The organism is Sphingobacterium sp. NGMCC 1.201703 (genome assembly GCF_047784615.1).
Taxonomy (GTDB): Bacteria; Bacteroidota; Bacteroidia; order Sphingobacteriales; family Sphingobacteriaceae; genus Sphingobacterium.
Genome location: NZ_JBLOHD010000001.1, coordinates 245604 through 263676, shown reverse-complemented (window position 1 = coordinate 263676; position 18073 = coordinate 245604). Strand labels below are relative to the sequence as shown.

The window sequence follows — 18073 nt, the reverse complement described above, 5'->3', positions numbered from 1 at the left end:
ATCTGGGTCTATTTATTGTTGTTCAACATAATTGCTATCAACAAGAATATTATAAGAGATTTATTGAACATAATCACAATCTTATTTAATACACATTTGGGTAATTAGCATTCGTCATCATAACCATCAGGTAGCATAAGCGCTTGTCGAACAAATAAAACAACACAAGAAATGACATTCCAGAATAAGGTAAATCAAGGGAACAAAAAATATAATGACATGGGCGGGATTAATCCTAACCAAAGAATTCTGGAAACGATGTGTAGTCATATCCAAATGAGGTATGGGTTGATACGCAAAAAAAAAGGTAATAAATGGGATAATTATTGTTTTTATGACTACCAGGCTCAACAGATCATCGTTCAGGATAGTAACACCTATGTAAAAATATATCGGGAAATAAGAAAAGGTTTTGAACCAATTTATATTGACAATATAGACCGATGTACAAAACAGCAATGGGGCGAGCTTCTTCAGGAATTTGGATTAAAAAGCTATATTTCCTATCCCATACTTAATAAAAACAACACTATTATTGGCCACTTAAGTTTTATGAATGATGAACCGGTTAAGTTTGACCAGCCTAAATTGGAAACGCTATTCCCATTCTGCAGTGATCTTATTGCTACTGACTTTAGCACAACAACTGAAACGCTGCATCTCCAAAATATACTCGAGCAGGAACGCATTTATTCCAAAAACAGAGATCTTATTTTATTTTCTTTGGCCCATGACTTAAACAATCCAGTTAGTATAATTAAGCTGTTATCTCAATATCTAGGACAGAGTCTAAATGGAGCGCAACAAGTTCTGGCAAAAAAAATAGAAAATGCTTCTAGCCGGATGAAGGGTGTAATCGATGATATTTTAGATTTTAGCAATACCCGGTTTGGACGTGAGGCTGAAAGTTATACAGACCTTGTGAATATGGAGCCGTTAATCAAACAGGTTTTGTCCGAATTTGAAGTGATACATGACAGAAAAGTCTTAACACATATGAGGCTTCCCCTCAATGTGCATTGCGACAAAGCCAAAATGGGAAGAGCCTTTGTTAACCTGATCAGTAATGCGATAAAGCATGGGGAACCGCATCAAGAAATTGAAATAAATGCTTTTATAGAAAAGGACAATTTTATATTCAGTGTAACAAATCAGCTCTCTGCTGCCCATCTATTAAATACTTCGGATCTATTTAAGCCATTTGTTCGTGGCTCGGGTAGCAAGGGGCTCGGTCTGGGACTGTATGTGACCAAAGAAATAGCGAAGTCCCATCAAGGGGATATAGAAGTAGTAATAGAAGACAGGAAAATTACGTTCAAACTCTTGATACCTATAAACTAGTATATTTCTTTTTAATGTTGCTCCAGTAGTACTGAATGTTGATTCAGAAAGTTCACTTTCCTTATCATAGGTATCCTCGCTCCTGCCTGCTTGTGAGCCGAGTCCTGATTTCATAAAAGAGCAAGAAAACGGCACATCGACCGAAGAAAATGAAGATTCAAATACGGACTTATCACGTATAAAGAATGACGGTCCAGACGACACGGAAGAAGGACAGGCTAACGTGAAGAAAGATGTTGAGGATGAAATAACTATTATGCTTTTGGTACCGGTGCATTCGCTGCAATTAATTTTTCATGCTTTAATTCTTCCCAAAAATCAGCGGGAATTTTAGCCTTGAGAGACTCGGCATTTTGTACCGCCTGCGCGACCGTATGTGCTCCGGGTATAACCCCTGAAACTTCACTTGGTGCAGCAGCAAATTGTAATGCTGCTGTCCGTAGGTCTACGGCATGATCGTCTGCCACTCTTTGTAAAGCATTTAATTTTTCTTTAACCCCAGCAGGAAACTTGCCATCATACAGATAGCGGTCTTTGCCTGACAGAAATCCAGCACACAGGGGTGCACCTACAACAATGGACAAGCCTCTTTCAGCGATTTTTGGGAATACCTTATTCAGATCATCATCATGTTTGATTAATGAATATTGGCAGGCTGAGAGAAAAATATCGGGATCCGCCACATCCAATGTTTGCAATATCGGTTCGATGGTATTGACACCTAGCCCCCACCCTTTTATTATCCCCTCCTGCCTCATTTTAGTCAGCTCAGGCATGGCTCCTTTCGCCGCTTGCTCGAAATAACTAGCATAGCTATCTTTCATATCGCCATTGTCGGGTGAAAGATCATGGATATATACGATATCTATGGATGATACACCCAGGCGCTGTAAGCTATCCTCTACGCTTTTTCTGACACCGGCAGCACTGTAATCATATCGATAACTAAAATTCATTTTACCCTTCCATAACAACTGCTCCATTGTAAAACCCTCTTTAGGTGACAAGAGTCGTCCTACTTTAGTCGAGAGCGTAAAACTGTCCCGTGGCTGATCTTTTAAAAATAAGCCCATCCTACGTTCGCTGATGCCCAATCCGTACCATGGAGAAGTATCAAATAATCGTACCCCTGCATTCCAAGCCGCTTCCACTGCTTGGAGGCATTCAAGATCTGAGTGTTGCTGAAAACCGTTTCCTAATGCCACACCGCCAAAGCCGGCTTTTTCATTGGGACGAAACCTCTTATGTTGATCTAAATTTTCAGGTTTTACCATCTTATGTTCTTTAATTGTTGTTGTCAAAATATCTGGTGCTGCTGCGCTCAAGATTAACCCCGATCCTGCAAGGCCTGTCTGCACTAAAAATTTTCTTCTTTTCATACGTTCAACCTTATCTAAATTCCCTTGCCTGTGATAAAGTTTTTTTGTTACGGCCAGCTAGATCAAAAATTTAGCGTGAACAGTACCATCAGGAATCTTGCATAAAAAACCAATCTCAAACCTACTTTGTTTTAAAAGATCAGTAGTGGAACAGCAAGCGCTTCAGCTATTACCCGAATTCGATCCTATCCGCCATACTTGATGCTATATTTTGGTCGAAAATGGCGAATCGGGTCACGGCGAAGAGAAAGTGTATGCCCCTAATCATATCTCAGGTGAGCGTTAATGATAGACAGTCCAACTTAATCTAAGGCGGGTTCATATTCAATGCCATTTATTCCATCAAGAACACCATAATTGATTTTGGCAGTAATCGTGCAAATTTCGTTAAATCTATTTTTCACTTGTAGATCAATGTATACCTTGGTCAGAAAACGCCCATTGACATCCCTAAAACTCCAATAATCCTTCAACCAGTGTTTTCTATGTTCAAAATTGCCTAATGACCGGTTTAAAACCTGATGTGCTAACAACTCGAGCTTTTGCTGTTCTAAATCAAAGCTTATGTATTCGTTCATCGCAATACGAACAATTTTCTTTCGCTGAAAATGGCCGTAAACCGACCAAGTCCCTGCTGTAATAGCCAAGAAAAAAACTAATATGTCCATAATCCGTCGTATAGATGATAGGACGAAAGGTAGCAAATTGTATGATAGAAAAAGAAAACACTGGTTTTATTTTTTGAAAGTGTATTTCTGGTTCGAACATCTATATTATAAAAAAATCTTATTTTTAATCTGTATTTTTCTAATGATAAGAAAACAAAAAATATAATCTAAATCTATAAAACTAAATGTTAAACATGATCAAGCCTATGAATCCGGGACAGTGGATGTTAATTCTGTTGATTTTTATAAGTAGTCAATCCAGCAGTTTTGCCCACGCAGCAACCACTTATTTTCAATTAAAAGTTTATCACTTCCAAACCACAGAACAAGAACAGGTGATCGATCGTTTTCTTGAAAAAGCCTATTTGCCGGCAATGCATAAATTAGGATTTAAAGAGATTGCCGTATTCAAACCGATTGACAATAAGGATAAAGCGGATAAATTGGTTTACGTCTTCAGTTCATCAACTAAACTTGAAAAATATGTAAGTCTTGATGTCGATATCTTAAAAGATAAACGGTATTTAGAATCGGGAAAGGAATACCTCGATGCCGCACATACCCATCCGCCTTACTCAAGGATTGAAACGATTTTAATGAAAGCCTTTGAGGGTATGCCATTTCTTACTCTCCCCAAATTAAACGGGGATAAAAGTGAACGCGTTTACGAATTGAGAAGCTATGAAGCTCCAACCGAAAAGTTATCTGCAAATAAAATCTCCATGTTCAACAATGGTGAGATCGATATCTTCAACAAGTTAAATTTTAATGCCGTTTTCTATGGTCAGGTTATTGCAGGCAGCACGATGCCTAATTTGATTTATCTTACGACCTTCGAAAACATGAACGAACGGGACGCGCATTGGAAAGCGTTTGGCCCTTTATATAAACCAATGGCGGAGCTGCCCCAATACCAAAATAATGTTTCTAAAAACGTAACTACCCTTTGTCGGCCAACACAGTATTCAGATATTTAATCAAATTGAGTCCCACTGAGATTTTTTGTTCAGATTAAAGATTTCATTTTTTTTTCATAATCGGCGTTTAGCTTTGATAAACAAATTATAAAAAATGAAAATTTTGGGATTATTAGCCATCGGCTTGTTGCTAGGTACAACAGGGATGGCACAGGAAACAAAATCTAAAGTTCATTCATCGCAAAGCGCAGAAACTACCTTGAAGAACAATAAATCAAAAAAAACTGCAACGTTGAAAGCGGAAGGAAATGGGGTGGTCGAACAAGAAATCAGGGGCAAACAAGAAGTTGCTCAATCAATAGATGCTGCTGAATCAAAAGGCAAAACAGCGGTAAGCCAATTGACAAAAACGGTATCCGGAGCTGAAACAGGCAAAGCTGTCAGCGAATTAGCCACAGCTGGTAAAATAGATGCAAAAACCGAGCATCCGGATAATCATGGTGCTGCTGTAAGCACTGTCGCTAAATCAGATATTGCATCAGATGTTAAAGGAAGTACAGTAAGCACTGTCGCCTCTTCCGTAGGGCAGGCTCACGCTGCAGTAAAAACAGTGGATGTTGCTACACAAGCGGCGGTCAAAAGTACCCCCAATGTAAAGGCAAACGTCAATGCCAAAACAAAAATTGACGTAAACTCAACCAATGTGCGTACAAATACGAAAATTCGTACCGGCGTGGGTATTAAATAAGCAGATAAAATCTAACTTTGAGCTGAAGTCATTAGTTCAAAGTTAGATTGATCAGAATGAGCAGTATGTTTCACAAGGCATGGTTTACAGCTTTACTAATTTTCGCTATACGGATCGGCGTCGCTACAGCAGCTATCCCACAGGATACTATTGCACAGTCGGCATCCTCAAAACAAAAGCACGAGGAAGTTAATCGGCCATCAAGTCAGGCTAAAGAAACTGTTAGCCAAACAAAGGAAAAAGTGATAAAGTCTGTACCTAAAGCGCGCAATCAACAGATTCCCCGCCCTGTTATACCTCGAATTAATTCTGTGAACCCTGATGTTCGGGTAAAAGTGAAAACAAAGATCAACACAAACATTAGAATAAAACTTTAAGCATCTATTTCCATGAAAACGCTATATTTTTTGATAGCAGCTTTTGCCAGTACTCAACTATTCTGCAGCGTAGCTTGTTTTGCCCAAGAGCCTGACAGTACAGCCCAGAAAACGACGTTTACCTGGACTACATTGCTGAGCAACAATGCCAATTACTATGGCCAAACCGCATCGGAAAAACTTCCCTTTGCTTATACAGACCTGCGTATGCTAACGACTTCGGGGTGGCATATTTCCGCAGGTGGCTACCAGCTGCTGAAAGAAAACTCCGCTCCTTCCGAGCTTCATGTGGGGACTGGATTTGAATTTAAACTGAACAAAGCCTTGTCCCTGGACATTGGTTATACGCGTTCTTTTTATCAGAAAGAGTCTCCCCTGCTACAAGCCTCCAATCCGAACAATGTTTCAGCTGAACTGGGATTCAGCCATCTCTTTCAGACCGATCTGGAAGGTGATTACAATTTTGGTAAAGAAAACGATGTATTCGTAACGCTGACCAATAGCAAAATCGTGAATATCCATAGTTTTACGTCAAAAGATCTCCTCTATATCAAACCGAATATCGCCTTGACCACCGGTACACAACGTTATTATACGACATATCTGGAGGAGAAAGAAAGGAGGCTTGGTCTTCCAGGATTTTTGGATGACAAATTACCACCTGTCAATCAAAAGCCGGAATATGAGGAAACGACTGTTGAGTCAACCGGGTTCAAAATGCTGTCTTATAATTTTCAGCTTCCCTTGATCTGGCAATATGGCAATGGTGCATTCTTACTCTCCTATCAACTCTCGGTACTGGGAAAGAATGCCGCGGCGGAGCAAAAACATAATTCGTTTTTTAATGTGGGATATTTTTATCAATTTTAATTGAAGCTATTTGCAAAGGGTATGAAGGTACTTATCGTAGAGGACGAACCGGAATTGGCCCGGGAAATTACCGATTTTCTCCGGCTTGAACAATACGATTGTCAGGTTTGCTCAACCCTAGCAGATGCGATACGCGTACTTAGGGATCGTTTCTTTGATGCCATAGTCCTTGATCTAAGCCTGCCGGATGGAGATGGCATGAACCTATTGGATATGATCAGAACGGATCACCTGGATAGCGCTGTCGTGATTGCCTCCGCGCGTGGTGCTCTTGAAGACCGCATACTGGGATTAAAAAATGGTGCAGACGACTACCTTCCCAAACCTTTCTCCTTGGCCGAACTGCACATACGCCTATTCGCTATCTATCGACGCCGTTTGGGCCATACCGCTCAGCCACTACAGGTGGGTGAATTTAGTATTGATATTGAAAACAGGGCTGTTTATTACCAGGATCAAGAAATCGTCCTCTTCAAAAAGGAATTTGATATCCTGACCTATCTTCTACTAAACAAGAATCGCCCCTTGAGCCGCTCGCAATTGTACGAGCATGTGTGGGGAGACCTGAGCTTTCCGAATACGGACTCAAATTACATTGATGTCCATATCAAAAATATCAGGAAAAAAATGTCGGTGTTTGCACCTGTCCCCTGGCTACAGTCGGTTCGGGGAATCGGCTATAAAATTGTATTGCCGTGAAACTGAACACTAAATTTACGCTCTATTTTGCTTTTTCGAAACTGCTGATCTTTGGCTTTTTCTTATGCATCTTGCCGATAGTCTTCAGTTGGTATACGCAATACTCCATCGATAGATTCCTACATGGCCAAGAGACCAAAGTATTTGACAAGATCCGTGAAAACGGCATGGAATACTATCTGCAAGGGGAACAGAACTACGGCAGTTATACCATGCTCAAAGAAGATTATATTGCCATTCAGACGGCCAGGGCTGACTCTTCCGATTTAGGCCCGTCACATATAGACAATCAGCGGCGCATTGTGGAAAGCGACACCTTAAACTACCGGATTTTGCATCGCTTTTTTGAAGCGGATGGAAAAATGTACTTATTGGAAATTGGTAGATCGCAACATAGCATCTCACTTTATGCGGCTATCCTGCAACAGGTCGCACTCGTTATTTTAATGGTATTGTTTTTACTGACCATCTCCGTGGATTATTTTTATGGACGCCATCTGTTGAGCCCGTTACAACGAATTATTCGCTATCGGCTTTCCGAACAACAGTTTCCATTTGACCTGGAATTTAAAGCAATCCCAACGACGACAACAGACTTCCGCCTGCTGGATGAACACCTTTGCGACCTTATGCAAAGGGCTACACACGCTTATACACGTGAAAAGGATTTTACCGCCAATGCTTCTCACGAACTGCTGACACCAATCAGCATCCTGCGAGGTAAAATAGAGAATATGCTGATCCAGCCGGACCTTAACATGGAATTGCAAGAAAAGCTACTTTCATCGCTACAAACACTGGATCGCCTGAATGGAATCGTCAAAACACTGCTCTTTTTGGCCCGGGTCGATAGTGGCCAGTACCAGCGTACTCAGGAAGTTTTTATCAGGCCTTTGCTAACAAAAGTAACGGAGGAGCTTGAACCACTTATGGCCGAAAAACAGATTCACCTGTCTATTGATGTCCCTAAAGATCTTGCCTTAGGCCATCAACACGAAGAGCTTCTTTTCCATTTGTTCCATAATTTGGTCAATAATGCTATTATATATAACCGTCCACAAGGCAGGATCAGCATTACGCATAATTTTGATGGAACAAATCATCAAATAATAATTTCGGATAGTGGAATGGGAATGACTGCGACCGAATTAGAGAATCTTTTCCAACGTTTCAGGAGTAAATACTCAAAAGGAAATGGACTGGGCATGTCGATCGTAAAAAGCATTGCGGATTTCTTGCAGATCAACATACAAATAAATTCTACCCCTCAGGAAGGCACCAAAGTCTATCTTCACTTTCCTTCAAAAGAACGAATCGATTAAATTTCCTCAATAACAAACTTATCCGCGTCTGGAAAATTATCATTTTTATCCTGATCCACTGGAATGTGAACCTTATTGGCTATATGGGAGCAAAAAAGGATATTTATGCCTTAACATATTCACAATAGAAGTAAATTTTAAGCTAGATTACGATGATCCATCACAATTTACAAAAGTTTAAATAGGTTTATAAGTTGGCTGCACAAAATAATGGATATTAAAACAAGATCAGATACAAGGAAAATACCTAGTGCTAGGTATTTTTTTTTGATCAAGGCCTAGATAAATTTGCTTTATCAATACGAAGCTATAAGAAAGGGTTTGTGCCAATCTCGAGAATATACAAATTCATCATACGTTAACCCTAAAAAATTAATCCTATGAAAAAAGTATTATATCTATCGTTAGTAGCTATCTTAGCAGTGGTAGCGCTATATGCTTGCACACGCGAGGACGTAGTGGAAGAAAACAATACAGGAACAGTTTCCTTTTTTACAAAGAGCGATCTGGGTAATATAGATATATTTCTCGAGGGGAAAAAAGTAGGTACCATCAGACATTATCACTCTGGAGGTGTTACCTGTGGGCAAGCCGATGTAAACGTCAAAGAGTATGAAGGTACCCGTTCTTTTACCGCTACATCTACCAATGGAACCACTTGGGCAAGCAGCGTAACATTTACTGCCGGTGTTTGTAACACCATGGAACTCACCGGTAGCAATGGTGGAGGCGGTGGTGGAGGCAACACCAATTGCAAACAATATAGTCTGGTAGGCAAATGGCTAAGAACCAATTCATCAACACATCCCGAGTGTGTTAGAAATGAAGTGACAACTTTTGATGGTTCAACAGGTACAATCACATCGTCAACAGGATGCTGCTTCCCTGTGGGAGAGGTAAAATGGAAAAGCTATGACCCCAACAATTGTACTATCTACACATTTAGCAGAGGCATAACAGATTGCTCAGCGGGCAGTTATAGTCAAAAATCCGTTATTTTTTCAGGCAATAATTATGTCGCTATCGGAGAAGTTGGTTATACAAGAGTACCATAGATAACAAGGAATGAAAAATGAAAGAAATTGGGGCCGTATCAAAACACCTATTTTGACACGGCCCCTTAACTAGCGTTTATCCACCTTACTGGTTAACGGGAAAATAGGACTTTCAACATGTGCCTGATCAATCAAACGCCCCAATTCCTTTACTTTTCTGGGATTAGCTTCCGCAATATTATGCTGCTCTTTTGGATCTTGTTTAAGATTATACAACTCTGTTGTAGGGGATCCGCTCCTAACTTTCTGCAAAATAAGTTTCCAGTCTCCTCTACGAACAGCCTGACGTCCACCATCCTCATGGAATTCCCAATAGAGATAATCATGTTGTTTTTGCTTTTTATTTTTGCCTAACAGGGTCGGAACAAAGGAAATTCCATCTGTATATCTTGGCTTATCAGCCTTTGCCAGTTCGACCATCGTTGGCATGATATCCCAAAAAGCGCCCAGATAACTGGATGTTTTACCTCCGGTGATCTTACCCGGCCAGTACGCGATGAACGGAGTCTTTATCCCCCCTTCATAAAGGTCACGTTTTGTCCCTCGCAATCCGCCCGAACTATTGAAAAAGCCGGGATCTGCTCCGCCTTCCTTATGCGCCCCATTATCGCTGGTAAATATAATAATGGTATTATCGAGCAAGTTATTTTGTCGTAATCGCTCGACAATCTGACCGACATACGCATCCATCCGACTTACCATACTGGCGTACATCGCGTGGGGCTTTTCGACACTGGCGTACCCGGGAACTGTTGCCCGTGGACCGTAATCGTTCCCCCGATAAGGTTTTTCATCAAACTTGTGGGCATATTGTTTGTAATACTCATCCTCCGGTCCAGCGAGTTCAGCATGTGGTAGTACCGTGGGGACAAAAAGAAAGAAGGGTTTATCTTTGTGGGCATCGATAAACGCAAGGGTTTTCTCCTGAATCAATGCCGGAGCATACTGGCCCCGCGCCATCAATCCATTACCATCAAGTTCTATCTTTTCCTTATTATGCCAAAGGTGTGTAGGATAATAACGATGGGATTGACGCTGACAATTGTATCCATAAAATTCGTCAAATCCCTTTTGGTCGGGCGCACCTGTCGTATGAACCATGCCCAGTCCCCATTTGCCAAATGCGCCGGTGGTATAGCCAGCCTTCTGCAACAGCATCGCGATAGTCTGTACTGAATCGGCTAATGGTTCTTGCCCCTCGGGTTCGATTTCTTTATTGCCTCTGACGTGGGTGTGTCCTGTATGCTGTCCTGTCATCAGTGATGAACGTGATGGTGCGCATACAGAAGTACCTGCATAAAAGTTATCAAACTTCATACCCGCACGAGCCAATGAATCTATATGCTTGGTTTCAATCTTGGTCTGTCCATAAGCGCCCAAATCCCCATAACCAAGGTCATCGGCCATAATAAAGACAATATTCGGTCTTTTATTCCCACTCTGGGCAAAAATGCTCGTTGTTGCGAATAGAAGAGCAGCCAAGACTGCTCGTTTTAGTACGATCAATTGTGATGCTTTCATATGTTCTAAATTACTGCTAAAAAAGGAAGATTAGTACGATGTGACTACCATCCTTCATTCTGTTTTAAGTTTTTATTCTGTACCAATTCTGCCGCTGGTATTGGATATAAATAATAATATTCAGGAAACGGAGATGGTGCTTTGCCTTCGTAAGCAATATAACCTTTTGCCTGTCCATTTTCGACCGGTATAGGGGCATTCGAAGGAACGTCTACGCCCTTGGTAATATACCGACCTAATTTCTGAGCGACAGCATAATCCATTTTTTTCCATCTTCTGAGGTCGTCAAACCGGAATCCTTCGCCCATCAATTCAATAGTACGTTCCCGACGAATTTCCCATAGCGCCGGGCTTACAGCCTGATCACGGGTAGGATCCTGCGGGATAGCGGTCAGCTGCAGCGGAGCCACTCCGCCGCGTGCTCTCAATCTATTTACCGTTTGATCTATAATTTGTTGGTTGATTTCCCCAAGTTCATATTTTGCTTCTGCATATCCCACCAACATTTCCCCAAGTCTGAATATCGGAGCATCGTTAATATCCACATTTTGGATCCGATTGATCTTATTGCTGAATTTGTAAAACCTGTAGCCTGTATAGCTCACACTAAAAGGTTGTCCATTGGTGAAATCTACATAATGTGGTTCCTCTTTCAATATCAGACCTTCCCAGTTCATCCACGGTAAAGTTTTATGTTTCTCATCTGAAAGTGTAGCCATCAGATCGATATATTCCCGATCCTTGGGCTCATCCGTAAACTCCCAAAGCATATTTGTTTTTCCCATTTTAACTTTATAGGGCGGGGAAATCGTAAAATATAAACGGGTATCCCGATTCCGGAATTCATCGTATGCATTTTGATCTCCATCAAATGTCGAACTTATCCAACGCGTTTTTCCATCTTTCATCAGGTACATATCCACAGCTTTCTTTGTGAGATCCCATCTGCCGGATGAATTACGAGCCAGAGATGCTAAACTATGGGTAATCTGATTCAATTCATACTGTTTGTAAAGAAAAACTTCGGCGACATTCGCCAATGATTCACTGTTGAACAATAAGTCATAATTACTCAATAACGGTATCGTACTGGATAGAATTTTTTCGGCCGCTGCTGTTGACAATCTTAGGTATTTTTCGGCGTCTTTAAGTTGGTGATATTTTCGCCATGTCCCCTCCCGCAAGCCAAACCGAGCGGTCAGCGCCAAGACGACTTTACGATTTATGGTATTGGGGCCGTCACCGTTTTCCTTGATATTTTCTCCGGCATAGCTGAGCATTTCTGTGATGTGTGTGGCGATCTCGTCACGGCTAGCCGGAGTGCCGTACAAAATATCGGTGTCTCCGTCGTTAATGGTGCGTTCTACCCAGATCGCCTGACCAAATTTGTTCAGGAGATCCATATATTGGTAGGCCTTAAAAAAGTAGCCAATACTACGGATATGCTTCTTTTCCGGCTCAGACAATTGGCCTGCCTGCTCAATATTATCCAAAAGTACATTGATAGCGCGTATCTGCACAAATGGATTGCTGTAATCGCTACTTGTTGAGGGAACTACTATCCGCTGCCAAGCCCAGTCAGAAGTGGCGTTTGCCTGCGCTTTGGCAAATAGGTCGCTGTGAACCTCAGCATCCGGCACAGCATTGCTGTAGCCTGGAAACGTACCATAGAATTGCCAAGCATAGGAAATAAAGTTATTATAGTTTGTGAACGTACTTTGTTCGGTCAATGTGCCTTCCGGATCGAGATCCAGTAAATTGCTGCAGCCTGTTAGCGATGTGGCTAGCCCTAGGCAAAGGATATAGTGGATAAATTTCTTTTTCATGATATTCTGCGGTTTTTGAAGATTTAAAACGTGACATTAACGCCGAAACTGTATTTTTTCAGGAACGGATAAATACCTCCCGACCCTATGTTTTCACCATCGGCTTCCATCCCTCTCGGCATATGATCAGCTTTAAATAAATTCTCACCCGAAACAAATACCTTGATGTTGTCAATCACTTTGCTCCGTAAGGTTTTATTGTCAACAGTATATCCCAATGTAATGTTCCGTACCCGAAGATACGAGCCATCAGAAAGATATTTGGTCTGTGTTCTTCGATTTGAGGCGGTATTTAAGCCTGCGTTGGCATATACCCTTGCGTAAGTAGCATCCGTATTGTCTGGAGTCCAGTAGTCCAGATTATTCTTATAGATCGTACCAAATTCGTTATTATACGGCCACATCAAGAAATTGCTCAACCATAGATCCCGCTTTCCCACGCCTTGGATAAATACGCTCAAGTCAATATTCTTATACGAGAAATTACTATTCAGACCAAACTGAAACCGTCTATTACTATTGCCTATAACCTTCATATCGCCAGGATCGGATACGGTACCCGTGCCACTGAAAATAATACCGTCAGCATTTAAATCAGCATATTTAATATCTCCTGGATTCTGCGCTACACCTTTAAAATACGGAATTCCCTCTTTTAGCTTCCCGTTTTGCAAATTGGGATTTAAACTATTTTCCTGAAAATCATCTATCGTATAATAACGGTCTGTGACATATCCCCATATTTCGCCGAGTTCTTTTCCTTTGTAAAAACCATCGATCAACCCAGCACTATTATTGATTTTGGTAATGAAACCTCTATTATCTGAAAGATTGAATGTAAATGAATATTTAAAATCTTTGATCTTGTGTCTCCAGGAAAGTTCCAGCTCCCATCCTTTTGATTCAAGATCCGTAATATTCTGGAATGGAGGTTGAGCACCCAGAACAGCTGGTAAGTCAGCGCCCTGGTAGAGCATCCCTACGGTCTGCCGTCTAAACCAATCAAAACTTCCGTTCAATTTGCTATTGAACAATGCGATGTCAACTCCAATATTTAAAGTACGCGCTTTCTCCCAGGAAAAAGTAGAACTGATTAAATTAGGCGGATTGATTGTCAGATAGCGGATACCAGTATTCGGATCAATCCAATTGGCATTTCCCGCCCCCATTTGAGGTATTGCAGGAAAATAAACTTGATTTTTATTGGTATCAAATACGACCTGATTACCGATTTCCCCGTAAGATCCCCTGAATTTTAATAATGGAATACTGTTTTTTAGCCCCTCCATAAAATGCTCCTCGGTGATATTCCAACCAGCGGAAACTGATGGAAAAAAGCCAAACCTGCTCCCCTTGAGGAATCGGGAGGAACCGTCTAGCCGACCATTCAACTCCAATAGATAACGGTTCTTATAATCATAGTTAATCCTGCCGAAATAACCTAAAATAGCATATTGACTAAAACTGTCGGATGTATTTTGTGTTCCTGTACTTGTGCCCAGAGAAGGTGAACCCGGACTTAAAATTCCATATCTTGTTGCTGAAAATGATTCTGTATAACTTTTTTCATAATTTGTTCCCACGAGCATTTTTAGATTATGATCATCCAATGCCCGACTGTAACTTGTATACAGGTTTAAAGCATTATAGTCGGTTAGGGAATTTGATCGGGTATAAAAATCTTGATTGAACAGGTATTCGGTATTAAAGTTATTCGGATTCATATACCGATTTCTGTTCTGTGCATTTTTATTGTTTAGATTATTCTTACTAAAGGTATATTCTGCAGTAATATTCCAGCCCGGTAAAGGATTATATTCCAATTTTCCAAAGAGCCTCAGATTTTCCTCATACCTGCGTGAAGCATCTTCATATTTCAGATAATTGTTTGGCGTGCCGTAAGGAATGGATTTTCCGTCGCTATCCGTAGTTTCCCCGGGATTAAGGTATGAACCGAAGGTCAGTGCCCGATAAAACATCTCACCCATATTGGCGGGAGTCAAACGATTATCTTTTTTATAAAAGACATTGACACTCGCATTAAAGTTCTTGAACAATTCGGCATTCACATAGGCATTGAAATTATATCTACTATAGCTATCTTTTTTGGTAATCATAATACCATCTTCATTGCTATACATACCAGAAAGTCTATAGGCTATTTTTTCCGAACCACCTCTGATGGAAAGATTATGCAAGTGCTCAAATCCGGTCTGGAATACCTCATTATACAAATCGTATTCTTTAAGAGGATATTTGGTATTATTGACTTCAGCTATTCCATCGGCATACTTAGCCGGATCCGTCTGGTAGTCTTTTAATAGATCAAGCCAGGTATCCACATTTTGTCCTGCCCAATTTGAGGTATTGCCGAAGTCTTTTAATGCCTGTACAAACTCGAGGGGGCTCGCCTTCTCGGGAAGTGTAGATGGCCGGCTCCAAGTCAAATTACTGGAATAATTGATGCTGGTCGGTTGATTTCGAGATCCTTTTTTTGTGGTAATTAGGATAACACCAAATGCTGCTCTGGCACCGTATATAGAAGAGGCCGCAGCATCTTTCAGTACAGTGAGATTTAAGATATCTTTGGGATTGATATCGTCCATATTCATAGGGACGTTGTCTACCAATACCAACGGGCCGCCGCCATTGATGGAAGTGGCTCCACGAATGTTGAGTTCGGTGGAGGTTCCGGGACGCCCACCCCCAAATGTTACCTGTAAACCAGGCAAAGCCCCCTGCAAGGCCTGGGAGCTACTGCTTACAGGTCGATCTCCCAGCACTTTCTCCATATCAACGGAGGCAACGGATCCGGTAAGGTTTGCCTTTCGCTGTGTACCGTAACCAACAACGACGACTTCTTCTAGGGAAGTCAGATCCTCCTGTAGGATCACATTCATAAAGGTTTGACTAACCGGAATCTCCTGACTGATAAATCCCACATTACTGACAAGTAAAATCGCATTTGGACTGCTTACTTTCAAAGTAAACTCGCCTTTATCATTTGTACTTGTACCACGATCCTTATCCTTTTCAACCACCGTGACTCCTGACAAAGGTAAACCCTGACGGTCTAACACCCTTCCCTTAATATCAAGCCCTTGAACTTCTTTGTTATTCACGGTGATCACATAGGTGCTTCCATTCATATTTTCCATCCTGAGTTGAAATCTATTCAGCAATGGAACTAGGGCATTGTTCCAGTTTTGATTTTCAACAGAAATATAAGGAAGGCTTTTATTGGCTATTACATTGTCAAAATAGATGAATTTGACTTTTGTCTGCTTTTCAATCGTCTTTAAAATGGTCTTAAGATCGGTATTTTTTATTTTTAGTGATACCTTCTCCTGTGCTTTGGTACTTATTCCGAAGACCTTAACGGTAAATGCAAAAGTGAGCGCTAGGGTTAATTTTGTCATTAATGCATATTTAATGGTACCTGATTTTCGTGCAAAAAATACCTGACCATGTAAATTTTTTTTCATAGTTTTAAATTGATTATGGAACCATAGAGTGCTTTATCTTTCTCAGGGACTTCGCACTCTTATTTCATGAACTTGAAGGATACATCAGTAGGTGTATCCTTTTTTGGAATTTTAGGTATAGTCTTTCATCATCGTTTTAAGGTTAATATAAAATAATTGATTCGTTTTCTTCTCTGATATGTAGCGTAGGATTAGCTGTCAAAATGGTCTTTAAAGCCATCTCCAGGCTGTAATTCTCCATTGTCCCCGTAAAGGTGATTTTCTCCAATTCGGTATTATCGATTACGACATTTCTGTTATACCATTTACTAATTTTGGAAGCAACAATACTCATTGGATCAGCTTCAAAAGCAAGTTTGTTTTCCATCCATAACGCTTCGGAGGGCATTTTTTCTCCAGTCTGTACGGTAAGAGCTGTACGTTTTACCATAATTCTACCGATCTTGTCTTTCGCTGGGTGGACTATTCCGTTGCTTGCTATAGTGAGCTTCTCTCCAGGTACCATCCGATAGGTTTCGCCATTCTTTTTGCTTTTCAGTTCAATAGCACCCTCCACAAGTGAGGTTTGTGTTTTGTTCTCATCCTGATACGCTCTGATATTGAATTTAGTACCCAATACCTTTACCTCTGAATCATTATACGATACGATAAATGGATGTTGTTTATTTTTAGCGACAGCAAAGAATCCCTCCCCCACTAATTTGACCCTACGCTCCTTTTTATTAAAATCTGCTGCCAAATAGAGTTTACTGTCTCCGTTTAACCACACGGTACTACCATCGGGTAAATTGAGGATACGTTTCTCCCCTTTACCACTACTGTATTGTATTTTATATTCAATACTACTCTCGCGGGATGAATACCACCATATGCCTGCAAGAAAGAAAATCATCAGACTGGCAGCTAGTAAATAAAGGTGATAGCGACCCTTAATGGCGTCTCTTTTTGGGACAGGACCTGAAGCATCTGTATCTTCTAGCTTATGCCATAGCTGATCAAATGCCTTATCGGCTTTTTCGTTGGTAGATGGCTGAGTTCGATACTTATTTCTGATAAAATGATAAAGGACTCCGTTATCAGGATTGTCAGTGGTCAACCGCTCCAAAAGTAACCTCTCTTCGGCGGTCAGTGTTCCCTGAATCTCTTTATTTAATAATTTTAGAAATTGATCTTGATCCATCTTAATTTTGAGTCTTTAAAATAAGAGCCAAGAACCGACAAATATCACCAATGGAAAGCAGAAATAAAAAACAATAAACTGATTACTAGTTATTTATTTTTTTTAGAATTATAGAATCTCTCAAACGTCGGAGGGCCAATTGTATATGTCGGTCGACAGTATTTGTAGAAATCTCCATAATGGCAGCTGTTTCATGATAGGTACAGCCTAATTCCTTTACTAAAGTAAAAGCCATCTTACATTTGGAAGGTAATTCCTCAATAACCTGCTGAATCATCTTTAGTTTTTCACTAGAAATGTATTCTTGTTCTACGCTAGGATATTGATAGTTAAAGTCAATAATTTCTGAAATATCAACATGGGCATGTTGCCTTTCAAGATATTTTATGGCATTATTTCTCACAGACCTAAAAAGATAGGTCTTAATATTCTCTATTTCCATTAACTTATCTTCCAATAACCACAATTTCATAAAAATCTCGGAGATAATATCTTCCACAGGTTCGGCCGACTTAATAATTGCGTAGCCAAATTCATATAAATCGGAGTAAAATGTTTTGAACAAAGTTTTAAATGCCAGCTGGTCCCGATTGAATACAATTGCGTAGCGCAATTCAATCCATAAAAAGGGTTCTTGATCCAACTTTTGCATTTATATAAATCTATGAAATGGTCTATTAGAAAT

At 40.5% G+C, this 18073-nt stretch carries 15 protein-coding genes; 8 read left to right on the top strand and 7 right to left on the bottom strand.

Going from position 1 to position 18073, the window contains the following annotated elements; all coding sequences use genetic code 11:
* Positions 1–171: 171 nt before the first annotated feature.
* Positions 172–1341 carry a sensor histidine kinase gene (locus ACK8HY_RS01130; protein WP_139351123.1) on the top strand — a complete coding sequence of 390 codons (1170 nt, stop codon included), beginning with the start codon at positions 172–174 and terminating at the stop codon, positions 1339–1341.
* 254 nt (positions 1342–1595) lie between these two features.
* Here the strand turns inward: ACK8HY_RS01130 and ACK8HY_RS01125 are convergent, their stop codons facing one another.
* Complete coding sequence (locus tag ACK8HY_RS01125; RefSeq protein ID WP_077436366.1) at positions 1596–2720, bottom strand: aldo/keto reductase; 1125 nt, start codon at positions 2718–2720, stop codon at positions 1596–1598.
* A 302-nt stretch (positions 2721–3022) separates the two neighbouring features.
* Complete coding sequence (locus ACK8HY_RS01120) at positions 3023–3388, bottom strand: hypothetical protein (RefSeq protein ID WP_416132430.1); 366 nt, start codon at positions 3386–3388, stop codon at positions 3023–3025.
* A 194-nt stretch (positions 3389–3582) separates the two neighbouring features.
* Here ACK8HY_RS01120 and ACK8HY_RS01115 point away from each other — a divergent pair, with 194 nt between their 5' ends.
* The 7 genes from ACK8HY_RS01115 (at position 3583) to ACK8HY_RS01085 (ending at position 9376) form a co-directional block, all read left to right on the top strand.
* The gene (locus ACK8HY_RS01115) at positions 3583–4365 is read left to right on the top strand and encodes an NIPSNAP family protein (protein WP_416132429.1); all 783 of its coding nucleotides are present in this window, start codon (positions 3583–3585) and stop codon (positions 4363–4365) included.
* Between the two features lie 94 nt (positions 4366–4459).
* A complete protein-coding gene (locus tag ACK8HY_RS01110) occupies positions 4460–5053 on the top strand; it encodes a hypothetical protein (protein WP_416132428.1) in 594 nt (197 codons plus the stop codon).
* Between the two features lie 56 nt (positions 5054–5109).
* A complete protein-coding gene (locus ACK8HY_RS01105) occupies positions 5110–5430 on the top strand; it encodes a hypothetical protein (protein ID WP_416132427.1) in 321 nt (106 codons plus the stop codon).
* Between the two features lie 12 nt (positions 5431–5442).
* The gene (locus ACK8HY_RS01100) at positions 5443–6300 is read left to right on the top strand and encodes a hypothetical protein (RefSeq protein WP_416132426.1); all 858 of its coding nucleotides are present in this window, start codon (positions 5443–5445) and stop codon (positions 6298–6300) included.
* Between the two features lie 21 nt (positions 6301–6321).
* On the top strand, positions 6322–6999 hold the full coding sequence (locus ACK8HY_RS01095) for a response regulator transcription factor (RefSeq protein WP_416132425.1): 678 nt from the start codon (positions 6322–6324) through the stop codon (positions 6997–6999).
* Positions 6996–8321, top strand: a complete 1326-nt coding sequence (locus tag ACK8HY_RS01090; RefSeq protein WP_416132424.1) for a sensor histidine kinase — start codon at positions 6996–6998, stop codon at positions 8319–8321. The genes ACK8HY_RS01095 and ACK8HY_RS01090 overlap by 4 nt, the downstream gene beginning before the upstream one ends.
* 380 nt (positions 8322–8701) lie before the next feature.
* On the top strand, positions 8702–9376 hold the full coding sequence (locus ACK8HY_RS01085; RefSeq protein ID WP_416132423.1) for a hypothetical protein: 675 nt from the start codon (positions 8702–8704) through the stop codon (positions 9374–9376).
* Positions 9377–9445: 69 nt separating this feature from the next.
* Here ACK8HY_RS01085 and ACK8HY_RS01080 read toward each other — a convergent pair whose 3' ends face one another.
* From ACK8HY_RS01080 to ACK8HY_RS01060, 5 genes are all read right to left on the bottom strand, one after another.
* Entirely contained in the window at positions 9446–10897 is a 1452-nt protein-coding gene (locus ACK8HY_RS01080; RefSeq protein ID WP_416132422.1) for an arylsulfatase, read from the bottom strand.
* A 44-nt stretch (positions 10898–10941) separates the two neighbouring features.
* Positions 10942–12723 carry a RagB/SusD family nutrient uptake outer membrane protein gene (locus tag ACK8HY_RS01075; protein WP_416132421.1) on the bottom strand — a complete coding sequence of 594 codons (1782 nt, stop codon included), beginning with the start codon at positions 12721–12723 and terminating at the stop codon, positions 10942–10944.
* Between the two features lie 23 nt (positions 12724–12746).
* Complete coding sequence (locus ACK8HY_RS01070) at positions 12747–16208, bottom strand: SusC/RagA family TonB-linked outer membrane protein (RefSeq protein WP_416132420.1); 3462 nt, start codon at positions 16206–16208, stop codon at positions 12747–12749.
* A gap of 142 nt (positions 16209–16350) precedes the next feature.
* Positions 16351–17388 carry a FecR family protein gene (locus tag ACK8HY_RS01065; RefSeq protein WP_077436346.1) on the bottom strand — a complete coding sequence of 346 codons (1038 nt, stop codon included), beginning with the start codon at positions 17386–17388 and terminating at the stop codon, positions 16351–16353.
* 85 nt (positions 17389–17473) lie between these two features.
* Positions 17474–18040: an RNA polymerase sigma factor gene (locus ACK8HY_RS01060; RefSeq protein ID WP_077436344.1), complete on the bottom strand. Its 567-nt coding sequence runs from the start codon at positions 18038–18040 to the stop codon at positions 17474–17476.
* Positions 18041–18073 lie beyond the last annotated feature (33 nt).